At 41.7% G+C, this 26075-nt stretch carries 27 protein-coding genes; 23 read left to right on the top strand and 4 right to left on the bottom strand.

The window, feature by feature from the left end; translation table 11 throughout:
* Window positions 1-58 precede the first annotated feature (58 nt).
* On the top strand, window positions 59-2203 hold the full coding sequence (locus FC83_RS04795; RefSeq protein WP_035453169.1) for a cation:proton antiporter: 2145 nt from the start codon (window positions 59-61) through the stop codon (window positions 2201-2203).
* A 37-nt stretch (window positions 2204-2240) separates the two neighbouring features.
* On the opposite strand, the gene FC83_RS04790 is transcribed toward FC83_RS04795, so the two are convergent.
* Window positions 2241-3239, bottom strand: coding sequence for an acrylyl-CoA reductase family protein (locus tag FC83_RS04790; RefSeq protein ID WP_035453172.1), 999 nt, complete (start codon window positions 3237-3239; stop codon window positions 2241-2243).
* Between the two features lie 109 nt (window positions 3240-3348).
* Here FC83_RS04790 and FC83_RS04785 point away from each other — a divergent pair, with 109 nt between their 5' ends.
* The 4 genes from FC83_RS04785 to FC83_RS04770 are packed head-to-tail and all read left to right on the top strand — an operon-like array spanning window position 3349 to window position 7148.
* Window positions 3349-4455 carry an ABC transporter ATP-binding protein gene (locus FC83_RS04785; RefSeq protein ID WP_035453175.1) on the top strand — a complete coding sequence of 369 codons (1107 nt, stop codon included), beginning with the start codon at window positions 3349-3351 and terminating at the stop codon, window positions 4453-4455.
* Window positions 4430-5260 carry an ABC transporter permease gene (locus tag FC83_RS04780; protein ID WP_057002458.1) on the top strand — a complete coding sequence of 277 codons (831 nt, stop codon included), beginning with the start codon at window positions 4430-4432 and terminating at the stop codon, window positions 5258-5260. Before FC83_RS04785 ends, FC83_RS04780 begins: the two co-directional genes overlap by 26 nt.
* Window positions 5257-6078 (top strand): ABC transporter permease, encoded by an 822-nt coding sequence (locus FC83_RS04775; protein WP_057002457.1) that lies wholly within the window; start codon window positions 5257-5259, stop codon window positions 6076-6078. The genes FC83_RS04780 and FC83_RS04775 overlap by 4 nt, the downstream gene beginning before the upstream one ends.
* Window positions 6075-7148, top strand: coding sequence for an ABC transporter substrate-binding protein (locus FC83_RS04770; protein ID WP_057002456.1), 1074 nt, complete (start codon window positions 6075-6077; stop codon window positions 7146-7148). Before FC83_RS04775 ends, FC83_RS04770 begins: the two co-directional genes overlap by 4 nt.
* A gap of 48 nt (window positions 7149-7196) precedes the next feature.
* Here the strand turns inward: FC83_RS04770 and FC83_RS04765 are convergent, their stop codons facing one another.
* Window positions 7197-7862, bottom strand: coding sequence for a DUF1361 domain-containing protein (locus FC83_RS04765; protein ID WP_052004677.1), 666 nt, complete (start codon window positions 7860-7862; stop codon window positions 7197-7199).
* A 157-nt stretch (window positions 7863-8019) separates the two neighbouring features.
* On the opposite strand from FC83_RS04765, the gene cdaA reads away from it, so the two are divergent.
* From cdaA to glmM, 3 genes are read left to right on the top strand one after another with little or no spacing between them, the layout of a single operon-like run.
* Window positions 8020-8853: a diadenylate cyclase CdaA gene (gene cdaA / locus FC83_RS04760; RefSeq protein ID WP_035453178.1), complete on the top strand. Its 834-nt coding sequence runs from the start codon at window positions 8020-8022 to the stop codon at window positions 8851-8853.
* Window positions 8854-8856: 3 nt separating this feature from the next.
* Window positions 8857-9996 (top strand): CdaR family protein, encoded by a 1140-nt coding sequence (locus tag FC83_RS04755; RefSeq protein WP_035453181.1) that lies wholly within the window; start codon window positions 8857-8859, stop codon window positions 9994-9996.
* A 27-nt stretch (window positions 9997-10023) separates the two neighbouring features.
* Window positions 10024-11382, top strand: a complete 1359-nt coding sequence (gene glmM / locus FC83_RS04750; RefSeq protein ID WP_035453183.1) for a phosphoglucosamine mutase — start codon at window positions 10024-10026, stop codon at window positions 11380-11382.
* A gap of 51 nt (window positions 11383-11433) precedes the next feature.
* On the opposite strand, the gene FC83_RS04745 is transcribed toward glmM, so the two are convergent.
* On the bottom strand, window positions 11434-12582 hold the full coding sequence (locus tag FC83_RS04745) for an ArgE/DapE family deacylase (RefSeq protein ID WP_035453185.1): 1149 nt from the start codon (window positions 12580-12582) through the stop codon (window positions 11434-11436).
* A gap of 403 nt (window positions 12583-12985) precedes the next feature.
* Here FC83_RS04745 and glmS point away from each other — a divergent pair, with 403 nt between their 5' ends.
* Window positions 12986-14800 carry a glutamine--fructose-6-phosphate transaminase (isomerizing) gene (gene glmS, locus FC83_RS04740; RefSeq protein ID WP_057002455.1) on the top strand — a complete coding sequence of 605 codons (1815 nt, stop codon included), beginning with the start codon at window positions 12986-12988 and terminating at the stop codon, window positions 14798-14800.
* Window positions 14801-14873: 73 nt separating this feature from the next.
* Complete coding sequence (locus FC83_RS04735) at window positions 14874-15641, top strand: class I SAM-dependent methyltransferase (protein WP_057002454.1); 768 nt, start codon at window positions 14874-14876, stop codon at window positions 15639-15641.
* On the opposite strand, the gene FC83_RS04730 is transcribed toward FC83_RS04735, so the two are convergent.
* Window positions 15638-16255, bottom strand: a complete 618-nt coding sequence (locus FC83_RS04730) for a L,D-transpeptidase (protein WP_035453191.1) — start codon at window positions 16253-16255, stop codon at window positions 15638-15640. The genes FC83_RS04735 and FC83_RS04730 overlap by 4 nt on opposite strands.
* Window positions 16256-16319: 64 nt before the next feature.
* Here FC83_RS04730 and FC83_RS04725 point away from each other — a divergent pair, with 64 nt between their 5' ends.
* The 13 genes from FC83_RS04725 to FC83_RS04665 all read left to right on the top strand — a co-directional run bounded on the left by FC83_RS04725 (window position 16320) and on the right by FC83_RS04665 (window position 26020).
* Window positions 16320-16823: a VanZ family protein gene (locus tag FC83_RS04725; RefSeq protein WP_035453193.1), complete on the top strand. Its 504-nt coding sequence runs from the start codon at window positions 16320-16322 to the stop codon at window positions 16821-16823.
* A gap of 63 nt (window positions 16824-16886) precedes the next feature.
* Window positions 16887-17630 carry a YebC/PmpR family DNA-binding transcriptional regulator gene (locus FC83_RS04720; protein ID WP_035453195.1) on the top strand — a complete coding sequence of 248 codons (744 nt, stop codon included), beginning with the start codon at window positions 16887-16889 and terminating at the stop codon, window positions 17628-17630.
* A 103-nt stretch (window positions 17631-17733) separates the two neighbouring features.
* Window positions 17734-18711 (top strand): competence type IV pilus ATPase ComGA, encoded by a 978-nt coding sequence (gene comGA, locus FC83_RS04715; RefSeq protein WP_052004679.1) that lies wholly within the window; start codon window positions 17734-17736, stop codon window positions 18709-18711.
* Window positions 18712-18751: 40 nt separating this feature from the next.
* Entirely contained in the window at window positions 18752-19699 is a 948-nt protein-coding gene (locus FC83_RS04710) for a type II secretion system F family protein (protein WP_162260640.1), read from the top strand.
* A gap of 1 nt (window position 19700) precedes the next feature.
* Window positions 19701-20063: a competence type IV pilus major pilin ComGC gene (locus tag FC83_RS04705; protein ID WP_035453199.1), complete on the top strand. Its 363-nt coding sequence runs from the start codon at window positions 19701-19703 to the stop codon at window positions 20061-20063.
* The gene (locus FC83_RS04700; RefSeq protein WP_035453201.1) at window positions 20044-20499 is read left to right on the top strand and encodes a hypothetical protein; all 456 of its coding nucleotides are present in this window, start codon (window positions 20044-20046) and stop codon (window positions 20497-20499) included. The genes FC83_RS04705 and FC83_RS04700 overlap by 20 nt, the downstream gene beginning before the upstream one ends.
* Entirely contained in the window at window positions 20486-20764 is a 279-nt protein-coding gene (locus FC83_RS17175; RefSeq protein WP_035453203.1) for a hypothetical protein, read from the top strand. The genes FC83_RS04700 and FC83_RS17175 overlap by 14 nt, the downstream gene beginning before the upstream one ends.
* Entirely contained in the window at window positions 20751-21224 is a 474-nt protein-coding gene (locus FC83_RS04690) for a competence type IV pilus minor pilin ComGF (RefSeq protein WP_035453205.1), read from the top strand. The genes FC83_RS17175 and FC83_RS04690 overlap by 14 nt, the downstream gene beginning before the upstream one ends.
* The gene (locus FC83_RS04685) at window positions 21221-21559 is read left to right on the top strand and encodes a hypothetical protein (RefSeq protein ID WP_035453207.1); all 339 of its coding nucleotides are present in this window, start codon (window positions 21221-21223) and stop codon (window positions 21557-21559) included. The genes FC83_RS04690 and FC83_RS04685 overlap by 4 nt, the downstream gene beginning before the upstream one ends.
* A 158-nt stretch (window positions 21560-21717) precedes the next feature.
* Window positions 21718-22728, top strand: a complete 1011-nt coding sequence (locus tag FC83_RS04680) for a class I SAM-dependent methyltransferase (protein WP_035453210.1) — start codon at window positions 21718-21720, stop codon at window positions 22726-22728.
* A 16-nt stretch (window positions 22729-22744) separates the two neighbouring features.
* Window positions 22745-23938, top strand: coding sequence for an acetate/propionate family kinase (locus FC83_RS04675; RefSeq protein WP_035453283.1), 1194 nt, complete (start codon window positions 22745-22747; stop codon window positions 23936-23938).
* A gap of 226 nt (window positions 23939-24164) precedes the next feature.
* The gene (locus FC83_RS04670) at window positions 24165-24638 is read left to right on the top strand and encodes a hypothetical protein (RefSeq protein WP_035453212.1); all 474 of its coding nucleotides are present in this window, start codon (window positions 24165-24167) and stop codon (window positions 24636-24638) included.
* Window positions 24635-26020, top strand: coding sequence for an amino acid permease (locus FC83_RS04665; RefSeq protein WP_035453214.1), 1386 nt, complete (start codon window positions 24635-24637; stop codon window positions 26018-26020). The genes FC83_RS04670 and FC83_RS04665 overlap by 4 nt, the downstream gene beginning before the upstream one ends.
* Window positions 26021-26075 lie beyond the last annotated feature (55 nt).

Genomic DNA, 26075 nt, shown 5'->3' with positions numbered 1-26075 from the left:
TTTAAATGCGTTATGATTGCCACAGTTAAATATGATTATTTAAGAAGGGAAGACATATATGGAAATAGTTGAAGCCGTGATTTTACTAGTTTTGTTTGTAGTCATTTCAAACATTATCAGTCACTACTTAGTTGCCATCCCTGTTAGTTTGATTCAAATTGCAATCGGTTTATTGATTGCGTTAATTTTTGATTTTGAAATACCCTTGAATACCAGTTGGTTCATGTTATTATTTATTGCACCACTATTATTCAATGATGGGCACCATTTCCCCAAGCGGGAATTATGGGCGCTGCGGGGGCCAATTGTCGCCAATGCCATTTTATTGGTATTTATCGCCACATTTTTAGGAGGTCTCTTGATTCATTGGCTGATTCCAGATATGCCCTTGTCTGCTAGTTTTGCCTTGTCGGCAATCCTATCGCCAACTGACCCGATTGCCGTGCAATCTATCTCTGCCCGGGCCAAATTACCGGCGAATGTGTTGCACTTGGTTAGTGGGGAAAGCTTGATCAATGATGCCAGTGGGTTGATTGGTTTCAAGTATGGGTTAGCTGCCACTTTGACTGGGGTATTTTCTTTGACCCAGGCCGTGGGTGACTTTTTTTATATCAGTATTGTGGGCGCCATTGTAGGTTTAGTCATGATGTTAAGTTTCCATTTCCTGAAGGGGTTCTTTTTACGTCAGGGGATCAATGATGTGGTCCTGCATACAATTTTACAGATCAGTACACCATTTTTAATCTATTTGGTATCTGAAGAAGTTTTTCATGCTTCTGGGGTTATTGCAGTGGTTGCCGCTGGGATTTTCAGTACTAATCAGCGTAATTTATATTCAGATTATTATTTGGCCGAGTTAAACATTGTCAGCGATAAAACTTGGGATATCCTGGTTTATTTACTCAATGGGATCGTCTTTTTGATACTGGGTATTGAATTACCCGTGGCCTTTGGGGATGTGGTTAAAAATCCCACTGTCAATACAAAATCAGCGATTTTGTATGTGTTTGTGACTTGGCTGGGTTTATTTATAATTAGAACCCTCTGGACCTATGGCTACAGTTTTTTATCTTATCTTCGCGACAAAAATGGCAAAGAACAACCTAAGTTTAAAGTGGCGGTTATTTCCGGCTTGACCGGTGTCCGTGGGGCGATTACAATGGCCGGTGTTTTGTCAGTCCCCGTCCTCTTAGACAATGGGAAAGCTTTTCCAGAACGGCCATTGATGCTGTTTGTAGCTGCTGGCGTAATCTTGTTGAGTCTGTTGAGTGCCATTATCTTTTTGCCGCTTTTTGTTCCCAATGGCAAGCCTCTGCGCTTGCGGGGAAGTTTACCATCAGATGATGAAGATGTGGATGAGACAGCTGCTGATGAAGACGCCGTAGCTGATGCAGCCACGGCTAAATATACGCTGACCCAAGCTCAGCTATATATGTACCAAGTGGCGCTGCATAAAATAATTTCTGAGAAACACGAGGATAATTCCCGGGCGGCTTTAGATTTAGCTGGGGAGTATCAAGTCATGATTCGCCGGGTCGAACTGGATTTAAATGATGATAATTCCTTACCGCCAATGCTAGCCGACGAGTTGATTTTGAATCGAGTTGGCCTAGAGGGGGAATTGAAAACACTGGATGAATTGTGGAAGGCTAACCAAATTCAAGTTGAAACTTACCGGTATTATGAAGAAAATATCGCCCAGCGCCGGAAGAATTTTGAGAACATCGGCAAAAGTGAGTGGCGGGTGCGTTACCAGCTGGCCTTCTTCAGATTTCGTAACCGGTTTAACCATCTCAAAGCGGAGTTGACCCTCCAAAAAAATAGCGATCGGCCATTTTTCAATGAAAGATTATTTGCGGAACGACAGATGGCTAAGGGCGGTTTGAAACATCTGTCAGCTTATTTGAGAAAACCGGAGAACCGGCAAAAGAACTATAATCGCCAGGCCATTTATCAACTGGTGACCCGCTATCGCCGCCGGGTAGCCAACTTGAAAAGCATTGGCAATCAGCGCTCTGAAATTTATGAGCACCAACTGGATTTATTGCGGACCCATGCTTTGGCCAGTCAACGTAGTGCCATTCAAGAAATGGTTGAAAATGGGCTAATTACTAATAACATGGCCGCCAAACTGCGCCAACAAATCAACTACATGGAAAATGCCATGGTCATGACCACTGATCAGGATGTGGATATGACCTAATCAAAAAAGGCACTGCAACTTGGCAGTACCCTTTGGTTTATGGAAAGGCGACGATGGTCCGACCTAAATTACTGCCAGACATAAAAGCTTTAAGATGGGGGACCATATCTTCAAAGGCGATCTCATGAACCGCCACAGAGTGTTCCCCATCTAGACGAAAGGCTGAAGATAATAATTGCCATAACTCTTGACGGTCTTGGGCGGGATAATTCACCGAATCCACACCTATGAGGCTAATGCTGCGGAGGATGAAGGGCAAGACATTGGCTTTGAAATCATTACCGGCCGCATTGCCGCTGGTAATCACACGACCGCCATATTGGACCTGACCCAATAAATCCCCCAGTAATTGGCCGCCAACGCTGTCTAAAATAGCCATATATTTGCCCTTTAATAAAGGCTTTGCTTGGGGATTGGCTAAATCAGTCGGGGTTAAAATCGTACTAGCCCCTAAATTGACTAGATAATCATTGACATCGGTACGGCGGGTGACCGCAGTGATGTTTTTAAAACCCAACTTATGCAGCATGGCTAGCGTTAAGCCACCAACACCGCCAGTCACGCCGGTTACTAAAATTGGAATTGTTTTGTCAATGGTCTGGCGTATTTGTAGAAATTGGCTTAAACTTATGGCTGCTGTTAATCCGGCGGTGCCTAAGATCATGGCGTCACGCATGGTTAACGGCCGGGGAATTTTAAAGACTTGATCGGCGGAAGCCGTGATAAATTCAGCGTAACCGCCAGGGTGTTTAATGCCAAAATCAAAGCCGGTGCCCACAACTTTGTCCCCGACAAAAAAACGGGGATCTTTGGATTTAATAACCATGCCGGAAAAATCAATGCCGGGGATGATGGGGTAATCATGAACGACCCCACTGTTAGGGTCTAGCATTAAAGCATCTTTGCGATTGATGCTGGAGTATTGTACGCGGATTAAGACATGGCCATCTTGTAGTTTGGGGAGTTCTTTGGAAATATATTCAGGCTGAACTTGATCGCCTTGCTTGATCAGACTTAGCGCTTGATAATCAGACATTATGATCCTCCAAAAATTAAGTTAATACTTACAATTATAACGTTATTATAACGTTTTCAAGAAAGGTGTACCACCTTCTTAAAGAGAAAAAAGCAAAAGAGGAATGGAAATGGCAAAGACAGAGACGATATTAGAATTGCAGCATGTGTATAAGTATTTTGACGATTTTACAGCCTTAGATGATATTAATTTTACCTTGGATCAGGGTAAATTTTACTCTTTTTTGGGGCCTTCTGGTTCAGGCAAAACCACAATTCTTCGAACCGTTTCTGGTCTGATTTTAGCTGACAAGGGTAAAGTTTTATTCGATGGCCAAGATATTACTAATTTACCAGCGGAAAAACGCAAAGTAAATACGGTATTTCAAAATTATGCCCTTTTTCCCCATTTAAATGTCTTTGATAATGTGGCTTTTGGGCTACGGCTCAAAAAAATGGCTAAGTCGGAGATTGACGACCGGGTAGTTGCTGTTTTAAAGGTGATCCAAATGGATGGCTATGAAAATCGGATGATCTCTGAACTTTCGGGCGGACAACAACAGCGGGTCGCCATTGCTCGGGCAATCGTTAATGAACCGCGCTTGTTATTGTTAGACGAATCTTTATCCGCATTAGATCAAAAACTACGCCAACAAATGCAATACGAATTACGTTCGTTGCAACAGCGCCTAGGTATCACCTTCTTATTTGTGACCCATGATCAAGAAGAAGCCCTGGCCATGAGTGATGAAATTTTAGTGATGAATGATGGCAAGATTCAACAAAGTGGCACACCCGTGGATATTTATGATGAACCCATCAACCATTTTGTGGCGAATTTTATCGGCGCCAGCAATATCGTTCCAGGAGTCATGGTACGGGATTATGAAGTCGCCTTTGTGGGCAAGACCTTTGAATGTGCGGACGCGGGGATGCGGCCTAATGAAAAAGTCGAAGTTGTTTTGCGCCCTGAAGATATTGATGTCACTACCCCAGAACAGGGGAAATTAGTGGTGCATGTGGATTCCCAGTTGTTTAGAGGGGATCACTTTGAAATTAATAGTCATGATGAAGATGGCAATCAGTGGCTGATTTATGCCACAAACTCTATTGAAGATAAAGATAAAGTCGGGTTAAGTTTTACCCCCAATGCCTTGCATGTCATGCGGTTTAATGAAGATGAAGCTGACTTTGACGCCCGCTTGAGTCAATATGAAGAAGGTGACAACGCTGACTAAGACTAACCGCCTGCCTTATTTCTCATTATACTTTTTGTGGATTGGGCTATTTGTCATTGCCCCGGTGGCTTTGATCGTTTATCAATCCTTTTTTGGCATCGATCACTCGCTGACCTTGAGCAATTATCGGACTTATTTAAGTTCTAGTGTTTATTTACGCATGACGTTTAATTCCTTTTGGTTTGCCTTTTTAATTACCGTATTGACGTTAGCCATCAGTTACCCAACGGCTTACTTTTTAACGAAACTAGAACATCGGCAATTATGGATTTTACTGATTATTTTACCAACTTGGATTAATTTGTTATTAAAAGCTTATGCCTTCATTGGCATCTTTTCCCAATCGGGCTCGGTCAATAATTTTTTGACTTTTATTGGGGTGGGGCCCCAGCAATTATTGTTCACTAACACCAGTTTTATTTTAGTAGCTGCTTATATCCAGATTCCCTTTATGATTTTACCAATTTATAATTCCTTGGTGGATATTGACCCCGCGATTATCAATGCTAGCCATGACTTAGGGGCCAACAACTTTCAGACCCTATGGCGGGTTATTTTTCCCATGAGTATTAATGGGGTCCGTTCCGGGGTACAAGCCGTGTTCATTCCATCTTTGAGTTTATTTATGATTACCCGCTTGATTGGTGGGAATAAAGTGATCACCCTCGGGACCGCCATCGAAGAGCACTTCATGACTACGATGAACTGGGGCATGGGTAGTACCATTGGGGTGGTCTTGATCATTATTATGTTTATCACCATGGCATTGACCGCTGGCGGTCGGAAAGGTAAGGCGAAATCATGACCGAAAAGAAACATTGGCTGGGCCGGGTTTATTTGGTTTTTGCTTTTGCCTTATTGTACCTGCCAATTTTTTACTTAATTTTTTATTCTTTTAGCACCGGCAAAAGCATGTCTAATTTTAAGGGCTTTACCTTCAGCCACTATCAGACGCTTTTTTCTGATAGTCGCCTGATCGTCATCGTGTTAGATACCTTGATCGTGGCGGTATTGTCCTCATTAGTGGCCACAATTATTGGGACCATGGGGGCCTTGGGGATTTACCGGGTCCAAAATAAGCATTGGCGCAATTTAATTTTAAGTTTAAACAATATTTTGATGGTATCACCCGACGTTATTATTGGGGCTAGCTTTTTGATTTTATTTACTGCCCTAGGCGTGACTTTAGGTTTTGGATCCGTATTAGTCAGCCATATTGCCTTTTCGATCCCCATTGTGGTGCTCCTAGTATTGCCCCGCTTGCGGGAAATGGATGCCACCATGATCGATGCTGCCCGGGATTTAGGGGCGAATGGTTGGCAGATTTTAAGCCAAGTTATTTTACCCTTTATTTTACCTAGTGTTTTTTCAGGCTATTTCATGGCCTTTACCTATTCTTTAGATGATTTTGCAGTCACCTTCTTTGTTACCGGGAATGGTTTTGCCACTTTATCTGTGGAAATTTATTCCCGAGCGCGACAAGGTATTAATCTGGAAATCAACGCTTTATCAGCTTTAATGTTTATTTTCTCCATTGTTTTAATTGTGGGTTATTATTTTATTAACCATTACACCCAATCGCGACGTAACAAACGTCAAAGAGGGGGGGCTTATCTCAAATGAAACGTTTTGGATTATTTGCCATCGTGATCGTTATTATCAGTGCGTTATTGGGACTGGGAGTGCACCAGTTAAATCAAGCTTCTGGCCAAGGCGATGCGGCTAAGACGTTGACTATTTTTAACTGGGGGGATTATATTGATCCAGCCCTGATTTCTAAATTTGAGAAACAGACTGGTTACCAAGTAAAATATGAAACCTTCGATAGCAATGAAGCCATGTTTACCAAGATTCAACAAGGGGGGACTGCTTATGATATTGCCGTGCCCAGTGACTACATGATTCAAAAAATGCGGAAGGCTAAATTGTTACTACCCATTGACCACCGCAAACTAAAGGGGTTGGGCAACATTAACGCACAATTTTTGAATCAATCCTTTGACCCCGATAATCGTTATTCTGTCCCTTACTTTTGGGGAACACTGGGCATTATTTATAATGATAAATACGTCCGGGCTGATGAGATGCAGCATTGGCAGGATCTCTGGAATCCTAAATGGCGCAATAGTATCATGCTCGTGGACAGTGCCCGGGATATCATGGGTTTTGCCTTGGTCCGGGATGGTTATAGTATGAATTCCACGAATCTCAGTCAACTGCAACAGGCCGCGGGGACCTTGAACAAACTGGCCCCGAACACCAAAGCCGTGGTGGCCGATGAAATCAAAATGTACATGATTGCCAACGAAGCCCCCTTGGCTGTAACTTGGTCCGGGGAAGCCTCAGAAATGCTGGCTGGCAACAGCCATTTGCATTATGTGGTACCAACAGAAGGCAGTAACTTATGGTTTGACAATATCGTCATGCCAAAAACGGCCAAACATCAAAAGGCCGCCTATGCTTTTATCAATTTCATGTTGGAACCTAAAAATGCGGCGCAAAATGCGGAATACATCGGTTATGCCACTCCCAATAATAAAGCCAAAGCTTTATTGCCTAAGGCCGTTCGGGAAGATCGCCAATTTTATCCCCCAGCTGCCGCGATGAAACACCTTGAAGTGTATGCGGATCTAGGCACCAAATGGGTCCAACAATACAATGACCTGTTCTTGGAATTTAAGATGCATAGTTAAAATAAAAAAGTATTGATTGCCTAAAGTTTCATAGCAATCAATACTTTTTTAATTGTCTGTAGAATTATCAGTTAATTTACCAAAAATATAAATACTTAGATAGATGCAATTGCACAGAATGAAAATGGTTAAGAAGAACAGCCAGCTGTTTAATTGCCACATATTGGCGATGGGTTTTAAAATGGCTTTAGGATCCAGTAGATAAACGGTGTGGATACGTAAGAAGCGGCCAATATAAATGCCAATACTGGTTAGAAATAAAATGAGTTCTAAGACGATGAACCTAGCTTTAAGGCTGGCTTTAAAGAAACGTTGGGCAATTTGGTGGGCCACATTTTTTAAGGTGGCAAAACCGATGATGGTAGAAACCAAGGCAATCCCCACCAGGTAGGCGAAGTACAACCACAAATGGGGGCTTTCTCTGATCAGTAAGGTCACGGGATTATAAGGGTGTAACAAGGACAGGTGAAAGAGGTCCGTTATTAAGTAGGGGTTGTTGGGATAAAATAGCAACCACAAAATGCTGATGATTAAAAATAAGCCGTTATGTTTGGGGTGACCGTTACCCAAATGAAAACCTAATTCAATTGGGATATAAGCTAGTAGGGTGTTTAAAAAGATAAAGTCGAAAGGCTCGGTGATAAAGAAGAATGCAAACAGTAAAAAGAAACCATAAGCCAAGCGAATCAGCCACTGTAATTGGGTTTTTTTCAAAATTAAGACTCCAATGATAAGATTCAAACAATTGTATTCATTCTACCAAACTTTTCCAAAAATTGGTTAATATTTATGTTGTGGGCTGGATTGAACATTCAACATGAACCAGGTTTCATGGTATAATAACACGGATGATTTTTTTAGGAGGTCCCGGATGTCAATTAATTGGTCAAGCATTTGGACGTTGCAAAATTTAATGAATGTCATTGACATTGCAGTGGTCTGGTATTTTATTTATAAGTTAATAATGTTGATGAAGGGCACCAAGGCAGTACAGCTGATGAAGGGGATCGCAGTAATTATCGCCATCAAATTGATCAGTTGGTTTTTGAATCTGCAGACGGTCTCTTACATCATGGATCAGGTCATCAATTGGGGTGTCTTGGCGCTGGTTGTGATTTTTCAACCAGAAATCCGTCGGGGGTTGGAACATATCGGGCGTAGTGCCTTGTTTAGACGCAATGGCCAAGATATCAATCAAGAAACCGAGAACATGATCAAGGGCTTAGATAAGGCGATTCAGTATATGTCAAAACGCCGTATTGGGGCTTTGATCACCATTCAGATGTCCACCGGTCTAGAGGATTATATTGAAACTGGGATTCCGCTAGACGCGGATGTCACCGGGGAGTTGTTGATCAATATCTTCATCCCCAATACGCCGTTACATGATGGTGCGGTGATTATTCGCGATGGCAAAATCGCTGTGGCCGCGGCTTACTTGCCTTTGTCAGAAAGCAATATGATCCCCAAAGAATTAGGGACTAGACATCGGGCCGCTGTGGGTATCAGTGAAGTTACTGATGCCTTGACCATTGTGGTTTCTGAAGAAACTGGCGGGGTGACCATCACAAAGAACAGCGAATTACTCAGAGATTTGACGCAAAAAGACTATTTGAAGTATTTGAATACGCAATTAATACCTGAGCCAACCGAAAAAAATGGCATTCGCGAATTTATTGACGGTGTCTTCAAAAGGGGGGCCTAGCACGTGAACAATTTGTTTAACCGACCATGGGTCTACAAAGTCATTTCACTAATATTTGCCCTAGGCCTATTTGCTTATGTCAATGTGGGTCGCTTGTCCACTACCCGGGGGTCTACTGAAAATAATCAACAGGTTTTGGCTACTAAAAAGGCGTCTGTGAAAGTGCCCTTAGAGGTTCAAAGTGATACGAATCGGTATTTTATTACCGGATATCCTGAAAAAGTAACTGTTCATTTAGAAGGGCCCAGTGCTTTGGTTACCACTACGGTGAACACGCAAAATTTTAAAGTGATTGCCGATTTGCGTAATTTAAGTGTGGGGAAGCATGTGGTTAAATTGACCCAGCAGGGCATCAATAAGGAATTGGCTTATCGTATTGCCCCGAAGTATATTACGGTGGATATCCAGCCAAAACAAACTCGTAAATTCCCGATCCAGTTACAATTTAATCAAGAAAGTGTTGCTGAGGGTTATAAGATCGGCACCGCTAGATTGAGTCAAGAAACTGTGACAGCTACTGGATCTAGAACAGATATCAGCAAGGTCAGTCAAGTGATTGCCAACGTTAGTGTTTCTAAGGGTCGTAAGACGGATGTGGATCAAGAAGTTTTACTGCAAGCTGTGGATAGTGCCGGCAAAATTGTAAATGTCTTGTTAGATCCTCAGACCGTTCATGTGAATATTCCAATCTATTTGCCTAGTAAAAATGTGGCACTAGACTTTAGCCAAACTGGCACAGCCGATAAAACGGCCCATTACGATTTCTCCAGTGATTCTAAGACGGTCAAAGTCTATGGGGTTCAAAGTGTTTTAGATAAACTCAAGAAATTGACCGTACCTGTGGATGTTACTGGGGCCACGGGGACGATTAACCGAACTGTTAAGATTAATTTAAAGGATACGGGTTTGGACAGTGTGGATCCAAACAGTATTCAGGTGATCATTAAGGTGACGAAGACAGGCAGTAGTGACACGAGTGATTCCCAACAAAGTAGTGCTAGTACTGCAGGTAGTCAAAGTACTTCCCAGCAGTCGGCAACAAGCGATGCACAGTCAACAGCTAGTTCATCGTCTACCAAGAGTTCAAGCAGTTCATCTAGTAGTACACAACAGTCGTCTCAAGACAGTAGCGACGATCAATAATTAATTAGATAGTTGAGAGGTATAAAAATGACAAAGTATTTTGGAACTGATGGTGTTCGTGGCATTGCCAACAAGGGTTTAAAACCAGAAATGGCCTTTAAATTGGGGCGCGCTGGTGGTTATGTGTTAACCCAGCACAATACGGACAAAAATAAACAACCCCGGGTATTAGTGGCAACAGATACGCGGATTTCCGGGCCCATGTTAAAAGACGCGTTGATTTCGGGCCTATTATCAGTAGGAATCGAAGTGTTAGATCTAGGGGTGATCACAACACCGGCTGTGGCCTATTTAATTCGGGTCCAAGATGCCGATGCTGGGATCATGATTTCTGCTTCCCACAATCCTGCAGAAGATAACGGCATCAAATTCTTTGGCTCTGATGGCTATAAGTTGTCTGATGAAACTGAAGAAGAAATTGAGGCCTATATCGATGCCCCAACTGATGACTTGCCGAGACCTTCTGCTGCTGGGTTAGGAACTGTTGAGGACTATCCAGAAGGCTCTTTAAAATACTTACAATTTTTAGCCCAGACGTTACCTGATGATTTATCCGGTTTAAATATTGTGCTAGATGCGGCTAATGGTTCAACGTCTAACTTAGTTAGTCGGTTATTTGCTGATGTGGAAACGGACTTCACCACAATTGCCACAAAGCCAGATGGGTTAAATATTAATAAAAATGTTGGCTCGACTCATCCCCAACAATTAGCTAAAACAGTGGTGGCTCAAAATGCCGATGCCGGGCTGGCCTTTGATGGAGACGGCGATCGGTGCATTGCCGTCGATGAATTAGGCAATATTGTCGATGGGGATAAAATTATGTTTATCCTAGGCAAGTATTTCAGCGCCAAGGGACGTTTAAAACAAGAAACTATTGTCACCACGGTGATGAGTAATATTGGCTTATATAAAGCTATGGCGGCCAATAACTTGAAATCCGTGCAAACGGCCGTAGGTGACCGTTATGTCGTAGAAGAAATGCGTAAAAATGGTTACAATTTAGGTGGCGAACAATCCGGCCACATCATTTTATTTGACTATCATAATACTGGGGATGGCATGTTGACTGGGCTGCAATTGTTAAATGTCATGAAAGTCACTGGTAAGAAGTTATCAGAATTAGCCGGTGAAGTGCATACTTATCCACAAAAGTTGGTCAACATCAAAGTGCGCGATAAGAAAAACTGGCAGAATTATCCTGAAATCACCGCAGCAATTGATACGGTTGAAAAAGAGATGGCTGGCGATGGTCGCATATTAGTCCGGCCGAGTGGCACAGAACCTTTATTACGGGTGATGGGTGAAGCCGCAACTGAAGAAAAAGTGAATAATTACGTGGATCGTATCGCCGACGTTGTCCGCAACGCCATGGGCGAAGCTTAAAAATTAAAGGCGCTGAAAATCTTGAATAACCAAGATTTTCAGCGCCTTTTGTTAACTTAAATATTGTTGGATAATGTTTTTATAAATAGCGGTAATTTTGTTAAAATCCTCCAGCGTCACATATTCATCTACTTGATGAGCTGTATTATTACCTGGGCCTAAAATGACAAAGGGCAGATTCGGACATTTGGATTTAAATAAGGAAGCATCGGTGGTTGGTGCCCCAGTGGTCACGACTTCAGGCCAATCGTTAGCCCTAGCCGCAGCTTGCGCGATTTCAATGATTTCTGAATGGGCATCACTGGCAATCGCGTCAATACTGGAATCGATACTCAAATCAATTTTGTGTTTTGGTAGCTTATTAGTGACTGCGGCGGCTTGCTGCAAGGTAGCTTGAATAGTTTGGTTAGAAACGGCGGTTACCGTGCGGATATTGCCCCGTAAACGGGCGGCTTGGGGGATGCTATTGATTTGATTACCCCCATTGATCAAGGTGACATTAAACGTTGTATGGCCCAAGGCGGGGTCTGTTGTGGCTAAGATAGGGGCCATCATTTTTTTGGCCTGGGCATAAAAATCAAACAAATGATCAATGGCATTGATTCCTAACTGTGGCATGGCGCCATGGGCACTTTTGCCATAGGCGGTTGCCGTAAAATCAATGATCCCTTTGTGGGCATACCACATGGTGTGATTAGTGGGTTCACCCACGATCAAAGCAGTTAACGGTTTGGCATAGCCCAAGTCAGCTAATTGCCGGGCGCCAAAGTTGTCGATTTCTTCACCCACCGTCAGCAGTAGGCGTAAACCGCCATTAAATGTAAAATCTTCTGCCAATAGTTCTTTTAAGGCACTGACCATGGCCGCCACGCCAGCCTTCATATCGGATGTACCCCGACCGTAAATGCGGCTCTTGGTAATCTTCGCCGCAAAGGGCGGGTAAGTCCATAGATCTGTATCCCCGGGGTCCACCACATCCATGTGACCATTGAAGCCTAGGACCCGTTTTTGGGTGGTGGGCGCGTTAACATCAATGATTAAGTTTTCTCGACCAGGCGCATATTGGACCCGTTTAAAGGTGATGTTTGGCTGATCCCCCAAAAAATCCTGGATGATATTGGCCACTTGACTCTCTTTATCATTAACAGATGCTATTTTTAAAATTTTTCTTAATAATTCAATACGATTTTCTTCAGACATACCTTTCCCTCTTTCAACAACTCACCTAATGGTCTCAAAAAAAACTCGCTGTGGCAAGGTATTCGCTGAAATAATTAAGGAACGGACCAATGTTAGCTTTTCATATAGACCAATAAATACAAAAACTTGACACTTGTTAGTCAAGCGGGTATTATACTCAGTGTTTCCAAAAATAATACCGAGGAAAGAGGCATATACCAATTTAGGTTAAAGGACAGCGCCTGGTCCAATTTTATTGGATGACGAGGAATGAGCTTATCGAAAGATTCGGCGGGTGGCTCAAGGGTTCGCACTCTAAAGACTAACTACAAAAACAGGCTGTAAAGCCTGAACAGAATGTTGGTCAGCGATTGGAAACGATTTGACAACTTTTAAAATAATAACTGAAGAGGATGTTTAAAATATGTGTGGAATCGTTGGCGTAATTGGTAAAAAGGATACAACTGAAATCTTATTGAATGGGTTACAAAAATTGGAATATCGTGGTTATGATTCAGCTGGTATTTACGTGAATGACCAAGCTGGCCATGACTATTTAGTCAAAGAAAAAGGCAAAATTGCTGAACTTGATAAAGCAGTTGGCCCTGAAGTTCAAGGCACAATGGGTATTGGCCATACACGTTGGGCAACCCATGGTGAACCAAGCCATGATAATGCCCATCCCCAAGTATCTGCCAGTGGTCGTTTCTACCTCGTGCATAACGGAGTTATCAACAACTATCAAGATCTTAAAGCCCAATATTTAAAGGGTGTACATTTTGTCAGCTCCACAGATACGGAAGTCGCTGTTCAATTAATTGCTGAATTAGTTGAAGATGGCGGCATGGATACTGAAAGTGCCTTCCGCAAAGCTTTGAGCTTGATCGATGGGTCTTACGCGTTCTTATTAGTGGATCGGGAACAACCTGACAAATTATTTGTAGCTAAGAACAAGAGCCCATTATTAATTGGTGTGGGTGATGGCTTTAACGTGGTATGTTCAGACGCCCTGGCAATGGTTGCCCAAACCAAGGATTTCGTGGAATTACACGATGGTGAAATGGTTGTCGTTACCAAAGACAAAATCAGTATCACTGATGAAAACAACCAACCGGTTGAACGCAAACCTTACACGGTTAATATTGATGCTTCTGATATTTCTAAAGGCACTTACCCATACTACATGCTCAAAGAAATTGACGAACAACCAAACGTTTTACGGCGCTTAGTTTCTGAATATATGAATGAAGATGGCAGTTTCAATTTTGATCCAAAATTAATTGAAGCCCTACGTGAAGCTGATAAACTGTATATTGTTGCCGCTGGGACCAGTTACCATGCTGGGTTAGTGGGCAAGCCAATCATTGAAGAAGTTGCTAAGATTCCTGTTGAAGTGGAATTAGCTTCTGAATTTGGTTATCACATGCCTTTGTTGTCTAAAAAACCATTCTTCATTTATTTGACGCAAAGTGGTGAAACAGCTGATAGCCGTCAAGTTTTGGTTAAGACCAATGCACTGGGCTACCCAAGTTTGACCATCACGAATGTGGAAGCTTCTACATTATCTCGGGAAGCAGATTACACCATCTTATTACATGCTGGTCCTGAAATTGCTGTGGCTTCTACAAAAGCGTATACAGCTCAAATTACGATCGAAGCAATGCTCGCTAAAGCTTTGGCGGTTGTCAACAATGTTCCTGGTGCTGAAGACTTCGATTTGAAGTATCAATTGAGTTTAGCAGCTAATGGTATGCAAACAATTGTCGACGCCAAAGCAGACCTAGAACAATTAGCCCATGAATTCTTTGCCAATACCCGTAATGCCTTTTATATCGGGCGGGGGATCGACTACTGGGCAAGTTTGGAAGCCTCTTTGAAACTGAAAGAAGTTTCTTATATCCAAGCTGAAGGTTTTGCCGCTGGGGAATTGAAGCACGGGACAATTTCCTTGATTGAAAATGGGACACCTGTTGCTGCGATTATCACAGATAAGGAAACAGCTTCTCATACTCGGGGCAATGTGCAAGAAGTTGAAGCTCGGGGGGCTAAGACTTTGAAGATCGTCAGTGAAGATTTAGCTAAACCTGGTGACCAAATTGTCGTGCCAACTTTGGATACCGTTTTATCGCCACTGGTTAGCATCGTGCCAACCCAATTATTAGCCTATTATGCAACCTTGCAACGGGGCTATAATGTGGATCAACCAAGAAACCTAGCTAAGAGTGTTACCGTTGAATAATTAATTAACCTGAAGTCGTCAGCAAAAATGCTGGCGGCTTTTTTTGTAATGGCGAGTTTGATATGATGATATTATGACAAATATTAAACAAGAAAATATGGCTGCTGAAGCTTATTGGGATGACTTTGCGGATGATTATGTCGCTATTCAAGAGGTTAGTGAAATCCCATTGCCCCAAACCATCGCAGCTTTTTTAAAAGCGCAGCACTTACTACCCGCAGACAGTCTGTTAGACTTGGGGGCAGGTAGTGGCCGTTTCTTCGGCGTTTTTAGCCCGCTGGTGACTAATTTAATAGCTTTGGATATCTCTGCACAGATGTTGCGATATGGCCGTCAGCTTGCTGAAAAACAGCAATTAAATAACATTACGTTCAGTCATGCTCCTTGGTCAAGCTTAGCTGACCAATATCAAGTGGCAGACGTGGTGTTTGCCAACATGTTTGGGGTACCCCGCGATGTTTTAGCCATGGGGCAGTTAAGTCAGCTGGCCAAAAAAAGTGTTGTCTTAGGTCAATTTACTGCTCGGCGCAGTCAATTGGATCAGCAAATTAGCCAGGCTATCGCTTTACGGTCAGAACCGAGCGTTTATACAGATCAAATTAACCAGCAGCGTAAATTAAGCCTACAAGCACTGGGCCAACGGTTTGCAACCAAAACTTTTCAATTTCAAACCACAGAATCTGTGGCCAAAGCTTTATTGTTAGCTGACTTAGCCGATCGAATCAAGCCCGACCAAACGACTGCCTTACAGCGTCAGCTTAACGCCATGTATCAAAAAAAGCCGATCCTATTAGATAGGATCGACTACACTTATGAATTGATTTTTTGGCAACCAAATTAGTGGATATAAACCGGTGTATCCTCTTTGACATTTTCGAAAAACCATTTGGCATCAGCGACACTCAATCGAATGCAACCATGGGAATTGGCTTCACCGCCCAAGCTTTCGGCTTGTTTGACGTCAAAATCGCCTTGGCCATTGATTGGTACGGAGTGGAAAAGATAAATGCCATGGTCTTTAAACGAAACCCAAAATTTGGCGCCTTCCTTAGAACCCTCATTAAAGAATTGCAGGCCGCGTTCATGTTGGATATTAAAATGACCCTTGGGCGTGCCATCATCTTTACCCGTTGAGGCGAGCATGGTATATAATGTTTTTTTACCATCTTTAATGTAAACACGTTGCTTAGGGATCGACACGTCAATATTAACGTTTGGGTAACGTGTTAAATCAGGATAAGGTTTTGATTCAGAAGGCCGCTGCCAAAAGTCCTTAGGTCGCTTGGCAGCAGTCTTAACAGCAGCATTGTTCTTTTTGACCTGACGTTTGGTTTGACTACTTGACACCTCTGCAGATGCTTGGTCGTGCAACTGCTTTGGAATAAAGATGGCTAGTGCTGCAATAATTAAAACACCAGCCAAAACAGCTAAGCAGATTTTTTTATGCTTCAGCATGGAACTATCCTTTCCCAATGAAAATATTGATTACGTCCAATAATACTAGAAATCAGGCGATTATATCAAGCATAAACGGTTATTTATCATAATTCTCTTAGGAATTTGTTTGACACTGCTGATCAGCAGCTCAATGACCTACCGGCAGCAGACCTCTGTTCCTATTTTACAACAATTATTAGCCCATAAACCCTTTTATAACAAACTAACTGGGATTCACTTCAATTATGGCGGACAGGTCATCTCAATTCAAGCTAGTGGTTACTTTAAATTTATTGAATTTTTCGTACGTAAAGGCGCCCATTTTCTGACTTACTTTGTATTAGGTTTGAGTGCCATGTTTGGCTTGGCCGATCGGGTGCGGGGACGTTGGTTTGCTGCGATACTCTTTTGGCTCGCGGCTACCGGGTTTGCGGCCACTGATGAGTTTCATCAGATGTTGACTGGGGATCGGACGCCGCTATTTCAAGATGTGATGTTAGATAGTATCGCTAGTTTACTAGGTATTTTACTGGCTTGGCTATTTTTACACAGAAAATCTAAAAAATTGCAGGCATCAATTGAATAAAGAGGGCCATTTTGCTATACTATTATGCGTATAACTATGACTAATTAGAAAGAGGGAAACGTAATGTCAGGACATTCCAAGTGGCATAATATCCAAGGCCGTAAAAACGCGCAGGATTCTAAACGTGGTAAAATTTTCCAAAAACTTTCGCGTGAATTATATATGGCGGCAAAGAGTGGTGGTCCTGACCCAAGCGGTAACCCACAATTACGTTTGATGATGGATAAAGCCCGGGCAGCAAACATGCCTAAAGATAACATTAAACGCGCAATCGACAAAGCTTCCGGTAATACGGATGAACATTATGATGAAGTTATTTACGAAGGCTATGCACCTGGTGGTGTACCAATCTTAGTTTATGCTTTAACAGATAATAAAAATAGAACTGCCTCAGACGTTCGTGTTGCTTTTACACGTAATGGGGGTAGTCTTGGTTCAGCTGGTTCTGTAAGTTATATGTTCGACCGCAAAGGTTATTTGGCTATTGACCGCAGCACAACTGATGCTGATGAAGATCAAATGCTTGAAGACGTAATGGATGCCGGTGGGGAAGACTTGCAAACAAGTGATGAAGCTTTTGAAATTTACACTGATCCAACTGACTTCACCGCGGTTCGGGATAGTTTAGAGAAAAAAGGGTATAAATTGGCCAATGCCGAATTAACGATGTTGCCTCAAAACTATGTAGCTGTACCCGATAATAAAATTGAACAGTATGAACATTTAATTGATCGTCTTGAGGATAATGACGATGTGTCTGATGTCTATACTGCCGCTGAATTACCTGAAGGCACAGAAGCCAACTAAGGTGACTGTCTTTAATTAATAGCAGATCCTAAACAAAAAAGTTTAGGGTCTGCTATTTTTTTGCGCTTTTTGGCGTATTTAATTTTAGTAAGGAGGTGAGAAGTTGATCATTCGAAAAATCGCTCAGGATATCATCGGTTATGCTTATGACTTAAAGGCTTCAGATATTTATCTCATTCCCCAAACGGATTACTATGACTATTATATTCGTATTCACGGCCAGCGTCAGTTGGTCGCTCAAAAAGATTTAAAAGAAATGTTGGGTTTGATTAGTTTTCTGAAGTATAGTGCCCAAATGAATATTAGTGAGAACCGCCGTCCCCAAAGCGGCACCTTGGATTTTGAATTGTCCACTGAAGTGATTCAATTGCGGCTATCTTCAATTGGCAACTATAAAAATGAAGAATCCCTGGTTATTCGGCTGCTGTATCAGGATACGGGACAGTTAAATTTTTATTTTCCAGATCAAATGCAGCTGGTTGCAGCCAATTTATACCAACGGGGATTATTTGTGTTTTCTGGGCCCACTGGTTCTGGTAAAACTACGACGCTGTACCAGTTAGCCAAGCAGGTAGCGGTTGAAGAAACTGTGATTGCCATCGAAGATCCAGTGGAAATTCGCGCGCCGGAAATTTTGCAGTTGCAAGTCAATGATGCAGCCGACATGAGCTATACCCAGTTGATCAGTGGTGTATTGCGTCATCGACCAGATACATTGATTATTGGTGAAATTCGTGATGCCCAAACTGCCAAAGCCGCTGTTACAGCCGCTTTAAGTGGTCATTTAGTGTTGACTACGCTCCATGCCCGGTCTTCCGGTGGGGTGGTGGAACGACTATTGGATCTTAACTTGTCAGAAGTTGTCTTGCAAAACACGCTGACAGCTATTTGTTATCAGCGGCTATTTACAGATTGCCAGCAAATCCCCCGAGTGCTATGCGATGTTATGATGGCTCAGGATTTACGAGCTTGTTTGCAAAAACCAAAGCAACAATTTGTCGATTGGCAAAGCAATATGAAATTACTTTTGCAGTATCAATTGATTGATCAACAGACCTATCAGACATTCAAAGAAGGTTAACGTCAAGTTAGGATTGAACGGCCAAATTTTATTTTTTACAGTGTTAGCACAAATGTTGGGCAATGGGTTTTCCATTAAACAGGCCTTGGCCTTTATGATTAATTTTTTACCTAAAGAAAAGACTTGGATCTGTCAACTACAGCGGCAGTTAGCCCAAGGGAAGATTTTAATTCAAGCGTTAGAAGAAAGTCATATCAAACAAGAATTGGTGGATCAAATCGCCATTGCCCAACAACATGGGCAATTAGTCAGCAGTTTAGAACAATTGGTTAAAAGTCTACAGATGAAGGCCCAGCAGATGACCAAGTTAAAGGGGATGTTGAATTATCCTATTTTGCTGGGTATTTTATTAGGCGGGTTTTATCTGGCCATGAAGATCTATATTCAACCGCAATTGCAGGATTTTGGTGGTAAAACATACCAACTGCCCACTGGTGTCATCGTGGGACTGATCACCACAGGCCTGTTAAGTGGATTGTTGCTGGGCTTGTTTTGGGTTAAATGGCACCGGGCACCTCCTTTGCGACGGGTGGCCTTGCAATGCCGCTTACCTGTTATGGGCGGTATTTTCAAGAAATATTATGCCTACTTGATTTGTACAGATTTAGCCATTTATTTAAGCAATGGGCTTAATTTGGCAGAGATTTTGCAAGCGTTGCAAAAATTACCGCCCAAAAGCTTCTTAAGTGCACTGGCTAAACAAATTGAAAGTCAACTGCAACAAGGACAAAGCTTAGATAGCATCATTAAGAACAACCGAATTTTGCCCACAGAATTATTAACCTTTATTCATCGTGGTTCTGATCTGAAACTATTGGCGCAAGAAATGCGTATTTTCAGCCAGTTATTGTTTAATAAGTTGATTGAAGATCTAAACCGGTTGATGTTAAAGGTTCAACCCTTGGCATTTATGGTGATTGCCAGTCTGATTCTATTAATGTATTTACAGTTATTAATGCCAATTTATAACATGATGGGGAGTATTTAATATGAAAAGAATATTTAAGAAACGCCGCGGTTTTACGCTTTTGGAAATGGTCGCTGTCATATTTGTGATCGCGTTATTGATCATACTGTTCCTACCTTCACTTACCAGTTCTAGAAACAGTGCGGATAAAAAAGCCAGCGAGGCCTTTGTGAATACAGTGCAAACCCAAGTTGATTTATACGTCGATAAAAAGGTTGATGCCGGCGCTCAATTACAGGATATCCAGGTTGATTTTAAAGCCATGCAAACTGAAGGCTATCTGACAGCAAAACAACTGGCAAAAATCAACAATGCCAAAATTACCATTGATGATAATGAACAGGTACATGCCCCGGGTTTAGACAATGACAACGGCGCGGCATAGGCCTGGCCGCCAGTCAGCCTTCACCTTCATCGAAATGATCTCAGTGTTGTTTGTGTTGAGTTTATTGGTCAGTCTAAGTTTCTTAGTTTGGCCTTCAATTCAAGCACGGCAAGCTGAGAAACAGTTTTTTAATGAGTTTGAAAGTAGTTATCAGCGGCTGCTTAATGAGGCTATGTTTCGCAATGAGCGTGGTCTGATTAAGACTATGGGAGAAAGAGTGGTCTTGACCTATCCGACTGTGACAAATGGCACTTATATCAATGAGATAATCCTACCAAAAGGATTATCTATACCCGGTGCATCCAAAAAGATTTATGTTTCTGATGAAGGCATTATTACACCAGCAACAATTTATTTTAAATCTACCAATACCGATAAGACTTATATCTATCACATTCAATTCGGTTGGGGGCGATTACGCGTTGAGACGCTGTAATAGTTTTTTACTCATGGAAAATATGGCCAGTCTTTATATTTTTGCGACGGCAATCGTGACATTGGCCGGGTTGTTCAGCTTTTGTCAATTTCAGCTACGCCAACAGACTAAACAAGTTCGTTATTACATGGCAGTTGAACAACTGATACAGGGAGCTAACCCGGAATTACCGGTGTACGAGGGTGCAAGGATTCAACAAAGTGAAACGGCCATTAAGGTTAGTTGGCCAGATGGGTTTGAGGTGTCTTGTTGTGTGGAAAGTTAGAGCCTTCACATTCATTGAAATGATTGTCAGCTTGCTTATTTTTGCACTAGTTATATTTTTGTTTAGTCAAATACCAACCTTGATTCAAGATAGTCAGCGCGCTGTTTTTAAAGTCAGTTCTGAAACGAAAATGAGTCAGGCAATTTTACAATTGGACCATTATCTTCAAAAAAGTATCTTTAGAGATATAGATGGCAATGACTTGGATCAACGTTTAATCGTGATCCATCGTGATCAGGATGGGGTTTATCAAACTAGAAATATAAGAACTAATAGTGATATATTACAACTTCAAAGTATTTCAAACGAAGGCTATATGCCGCTATTAGATGGGGTAAATCACGTTACATTTAAACGTATCGGATCATACATTGACATGAAATTGACTTTAGAAAATGTGGCACAACCGATTCACCACCGTTTTTATTGTCCCGCCAGCAAAGGAGGTCTTAAAGCGTGAAACGAAAACCAGCTTATGTCTTAGTTTTGACGCTTTTGTGTTTGAGTTTCACTTTATGGCTGAGTTATACCACATTGGCACACTATAAAGAAAAAATGATGACTCTCCGACATTTTAATAATCATGCCCAGGCAGCCATGATTTATAATATTACTCGACCGCATTTCCAGAAAACAAAGCGGTCAGCTTATCGAACGAATTTAGGCACGGCTGACTATCAAATTCAGGCGCAAAGTGTGGCTTGCACCGTTAAACTTCAAGCTAATGGCTATTCTGAAGTATTTAGGTATGTGCCCGTAGATGTTGTTCCTGGTGTGACTCAAACAAAGTCTTGATGACAGTTAGAACCAATCGTAAAGTTGATTGGTTCTTTTCATACATAGTTTCATTGCCGTTTAAAATATCCCAGTAAAAGTTAACTGATTTTTTCTTGCGAATATTGGTTTCTATCGTTACAATTGTAAAGTAATATTTAGTAATTGAGGTGATAGTTTTGTCTGAACGTCCGGTAAAAGGGCTATTTGACCTGTTAGACAAAAGTACGACTATTCTGCAAAGTGATTTAAACACATCTTACTTAGATGCTTTAGCCGAAAATCTTGGGAATATCATCGATCAGCACATTAAGGTGGAAAACGATCGACCCACGGCAGCAACTATCGACAAAATTAAAGCGCTTTATCAGGATATCGATTTGAGTCAATATGATCGCAGCACACGGCGACAAGTACTACAATTGATCTTGCTTAGAGGGATGCAAGTGGACAAAGTTGAACCTAACAAGCAATTGACGCCAGATGCCATTGGTTATTTCATTGGTTATTTGGTACAGGAACTGGCCGATTTAAAAGACGATAGTCGCATACTGGATCCGGCAGTTGGCACCGGTAATTTAATACTGACGGTCATGGCGCAATTATCACAGGGGCTAGGGATTAATTTAAGGGGTTTTGGTATTGATAATGATGATCAACTCCTGGAATTGGCAGCAGTAGCTAGTCAATGGTTGAAGTTGGATCTAGAATTATTTCACCAAGATGCTGTTATGCCTTTATTGGTCCATGATTTAGATTTGGTAGTTTCAGATTTACCAGTGGGCTATTATCCTGTGGATGCGCAAACAAAAGGATATGAAACCCGGGCGAAACAAGGCCATTCGTTTACCCATCATTTATTAATTGAACAAAGCTTACGGGCTTTAAAACCTGGCAGTTTGGGATTATTCGTCATCCCAACGACTATTTTTCAAAGTGATGAGGCTGCTGATTTGACGAAGTGGTTAACATCAGTTGCCTACTTCCAAGGTCTATTAAACTTACCGGCTAAAATGTTTACCAGTGAGGCTGCGCAAAAGTCCATCTTGGTACTGCAAAAACATGGGGCAAATGCTGCCCAGGCTGAACAAGTGCTCTTTGGGGATTTACCAGATTTTAATGATCAAGCTGCGTTACAGCAATTTATCCAAGAATTACAAAAATGGCGTCAAAATTATTTTAAAAAGTAAAGGGGACCAATTCAAAATGTCAAAGATTTTAGCAATTAATGCCGGTAGTTCAACCCTGAAGTGGAAATTATTCACAATGCCTGAAGAACAAGTTATTGCTGAGGGGATGGTTGATCGCCTTGGTCTGTCAGATTCCGTTTTTTCCGTTAAGTTTAATGGTAAGAAAACTAAGGAAATTGGGGATATTCCAACTCAAGAAATTGCCGTTAATAAATTAATGGGCACCTTAACAGATTTGAAAATTATCAAAGATTTTTCAGAAATTGATGGGGTTGGACATCGGGTTGTTGCTGGTGGTGAATTCTTTAAAACTTCTGCCGTTGTTACACCAGAGAACTTGGTTAAAATTAAGGAATTAGCAGAATACGCACCTTTGCATAACCCTGCTGAAGCTAGAGGTATTGAAGCTTTTTCTAAAATATTACCAGGCGTACCAGAAATTGCGGTTTTTGATACATCTTTCCATACGACCATGCCTGAAGAAAACTTCTTGTACAGCATTCCAATGGAATATTACAAGAAGTATGGGGCACGTAAATACGGCGCCCATGGGACTAGCCACCGTTATGTATCCAACCGGGCGGCTGAAATTTTAGATGTCCCTTTGGCTTCTCAAAAAATGATCACTTTGCATATGGGTAGTGGTGTTTCTGTGACGGCTATTAAAGATGGCAAGTCACTAGATACATCCATGGGCTTTACACCACTGGCTGGGGTTACGATGAGTACTCGGTCTGGGGATATTGATGCTTCTTTAGTAGCCTACTTGATGCAAAAACTGAGCATTGATGATCCAGAAGATATGATCAAGATCTTAAATGAAAAGTCTGGCTTACTAGGTATTTCCGGCTTGTCACCAGACATGCGGGATCTGGAAAACAGCATCGATACACGTCCTGAATCTAAGCTGGCCATCGATATTTTTGTCAATCGAATGATTAAATACATCGGTTCGTATGTGGCCATCATGGGTGGTTTAGACACCTTGGTCTTCACAGCCGGTATGGGTGAGGGCGATAAATTAATGCGGGCGCGAATCGTTAACAAATTAAGCTTCTTAGGCGCTAAGATTGATAATGAACGCAACGACGTCATGGCGAAAGAACGGATTATTTCCGCAGACGATTCTAAAATTAAGGTGCTTTTAGTCCCAACTAATGAAGAATTAATGATTGCCCGAGATACCGTTGAGTTAGGCAAAATTAAATAGATTTAATCTCAAGCATTCAATTTCTGTACGCTAATGAAAATTGAATGCTTTTTTGCTGCCATTTCCTGAAAGTGAGCTGTATTCTTTTTAAACTGAATAAGATTCATCTAAACCAAAACCTTGTCAAATCAGGAATGAGGTCATATTGTGAAAGTATAAGACTGTAAATATTTATGAAATTAATGTAAGCTTATTAACGGTTAACATTTGAGATAGGATGATTTATATGAATTTGATGAGTATTGTGTACCTGACTTTGAGTGCCCTGCTGATTGTGGCCTTGGGCTTTGATTGGCGCATGGTGAAAATAAGAACAAAGCTTAATTGGTGGCGTGTTGGAATTTGCCTTTTATTGGCTGCTATTGCCGCTTATAGTGCCAAAGTTTTGACCACAGACGCAGCGGGTACCAGTAGCAGTGTTTTCATTGCCGTTTTCTTCTTCATTTTTGCCCTGTGGCGCAGTGGTTTAAGTTCCCACGGTATTGTGGGTAGTATTCGGTCTTTGAAACCATATAATTTGGTATCCCAAGTTGAATTAGCGGCTATCAATGACCAACAAACCCGAGCAATCTTTCACTTTGGCGCTGTCCAAACACAAAAATTAGTATTAAATGCTGATCTGACAACGGCCGAAAACTTTTTGCGGCAAACTGAAGTCAGATCAATTCAAGTTGAACCTAAAACGGAGGCAGATAAATGATTCAGCATAAAGACGAACCCGAACTGGAACGTAATTTAAAGAACAGACATGTTCAACTGATTGCTATTGGTGGGACCATTGGCACAGGATTATTTCTGGGTTCAGGCAAAGCGATTCATTATGCTGGGCCGTCAATTATTTTAGCTTATTTCATAACTGGGGTTGTCTGTTTTTTCTTGATGCGGGCCTTGGGTGAGCTATTATTATCTAATCTAAAATACCACTCTTATGTGGAATTTATCCGGGAATACTTAGGTGAAACAGCTGGCTTTGTGGCTGGTTGGACGTATTGGTTTTGCTGGGTTGCCATTGCTATGTCGGAAATCACAGCCGTGGGCGTTTACGTTCGTTACTGGTTTCCAAATGTTCCCCAGTGGCTACCAGGCTTATGTTTATTAGGTATTTTATTGGCGCTAAACTTAATCACGGTGGCGGCCTTTGGTGAAACTGAATTTTGGTTTGCCCTAATTAAAATTGTAGCCATTCTCTTGTTAATTACAGTGGGCATGTTTATGATTTTCACACATTTCAAAACCAGCGTCGGGCACGCTGAATTTAGCAACATCGTCGATTATGGCGGTTTCTTCCCTCAAGGTATAAGAGGATTTTTATTCTCATTCCAAATGGTTGTTTTTAGCTTTGTGGGCGTGGAGTTAGTTGGCTTGACTGCCTCAGAAACTAAGGATCCAGAGACTGTCTTGCCAAAGGCGATCAATAGTATTCCCATTCGAATTATTTTATTTTATGTTGGGGCATTATTCGTAATTATTTCAATTTTTCCATGGAATCGGGTGTTACCTGACCAAAGTCCCTTCGTCTTAGTTTTTGAAAATGTAGGGATCCGAGCTGCGGCTGATATTATTAACTTCGTGGTCATTACCGCTGCTGCGTCGGCTTGTAATAGTTCCATATTTTCCACTGGTCGTATGCTGTTTTCACTGACCTATGATACGAAATCAAAAATTTTGAAACCGCTGGGTCGCTTGTCACGACAACATGTCCCGGCAACTGCTTTAAATTTTTCCGCCATTGTGATTGCTTTTGCAGTATTACTAAATATCATTATTCCTGAATCAGTATTTACATTTATCACCAGTATCGCCACAACGAGTTTCTTATTTATTTGGGGGAGTATTATTGTGACTCATATGCGCTATCGCCGCACAAAATTAGCGCAACACAGCTTGTTTAAAGCCCCATTATTTCCCTTGACCGATGTGCTGGTATTATTGTTTTTAGCCGGCGTTTTAGTAGTTTTATTGATAAATCGGGATACGATTCCAGCAACGATTGCCTCGTTAACTTGGTTGGTATTAATGACCATTTTGGGTCGACGTCATACCAAGGTGCTTGAAAAAGAACAGTTGGGATCTGAGGAATAACGGGATCGGTAGTTTAGACTTTCTTTTTTTTCAAAAATGAATATAATAAGTGGGA

It is taken from the genome of Agrilactobacillus composti DSM 18527 = JCM 14202 (genome assembly GCF_001436375.1).
Classification (GTDB): Bacteria; Bacillota; Bacilli; order Lactobacillales; family Lactobacillaceae; genus Agrilactobacillus; species Agrilactobacillus composti.
This window is presented reverse-complemented; position numbering and strand designations above follow the sequence as displayed.

Excerpts from the sequence above, each read along its gene's own strand:
- cdaA (WP_035453178.1), top strand. The coding sequence starts at position 8,020 with ATGTCAATTAATTGGTCAAGCATTTGGACGTTGCAAAATTTAATGAAT.
- FC83_RS04720 (WP_035453195.1), top strand. The coding sequence starts at position 16,887 with ATGTCAGGACATTCCAAGTGGCATAATATCCAAGGCCGTAAAAACGCG.
- FC83_RS04735 (WP_057002454.1), top strand. The coding sequence starts at position 14,874 with ATGACAAATATTAAACAAGAAAATATGGCTGCTGAAGCTTATTGGGAT.
- FC83_RS04675 (WP_035453283.1), top strand. The coding sequence starts at position 22,745 with ATGTCAAAGATTTTAGCAATTAATGCCGGTAGTTCAACCCTGAAGTGG.
- FC83_RS04785 (WP_035453175.1), top strand. The coding sequence starts at position 3,349 with ATGGCAAAGACAGAGACGATATTAGAATTGCAGCATGTGTATAAGTAT.
- FC83_RS04670 (WP_035453212.1), top strand. The coding sequence starts at position 24,165 with ATGAATTTGATGAGTATTGTGTACCTGACTTTGAGTGCCCTGCTGATT.
- FC83_RS04745 (WP_035453185.1), bottom strand. The coding sequence starts at position 12,582 with ATGTCTGAAGAAAATCGTATTGAATTATTAAGAAAAATTTTAAAAATA.
- FC83_RS04770 (WP_057002456.1), top strand. The coding sequence starts at position 6,075 with ATGAAACGTTTTGGATTATTTGCCATCGTGATCGTTATTATCAGTGCG.
- FC83_RS04730 (WP_035453191.1), bottom strand. The coding sequence starts at position 16,255 with ATGCTGAAGCATAAAAAAATCTGCTTAGCTGTTTTGGCTGGTGTTTTA.
- FC83_RS04795 (WP_035453169.1), top strand. The coding sequence starts at position 59 with ATGGAAATAGTTGAAGCCGTGATTTTACTAGTTTTGTTTGTAGTCATT.
- FC83_RS04665 (WP_035453214.1), top strand. The coding sequence starts at position 24,635 with ATGATTCAGCATAAAGACGAACCCGAACTGGAACGTAATTTAAAGAAC.
- FC83_RS04775 (WP_057002457.1), top strand. The coding sequence starts at position 5,257 with ATGACCGAAAAGAAACATTGGCTGGGCCGGGTTTATTTGGTTTTTGCT.
- glmS (WP_057002455.1), top strand. The coding sequence starts at position 12,986 with ATGTGTGGAATCGTTGGCGTAATTGGTAAAAAGGATACAACTGAAATC.
- FC83_RS04780 (WP_057002458.1), top strand. The coding sequence starts at position 4,430 with ATGAAGAAGGTGACAACGCTGACTAAGACTAACCGCCTGCCTTATTTC.
- FC83_RS04705 (WP_035453199.1), top strand. The coding sequence starts at position 19,701 with ATGAAAAGAATATTTAAGAAACGCCGCGGTTTTACGCTTTTGGAAATG.
- glmM (WP_035453183.1), top strand. The coding sequence starts at position 10,024 with ATGACAAAGTATTTTGGAACTGATGGTGTTCGTGGCATTGCCAACAAG.
- FC83_RS04790 (WP_035453172.1), bottom strand. The coding sequence starts at position 3,239 with ATGTCTGATTATCAAGCGCTAAGTCTGATCAAGCAAGGCGATCAAGTT.
- FC83_RS04700 (WP_035453201.1), top strand. The coding sequence starts at position 20,044 with ATGACAACGGCGCGGCATAGGCCTGGCCGCCAGTCAGCCTTCACCTTC.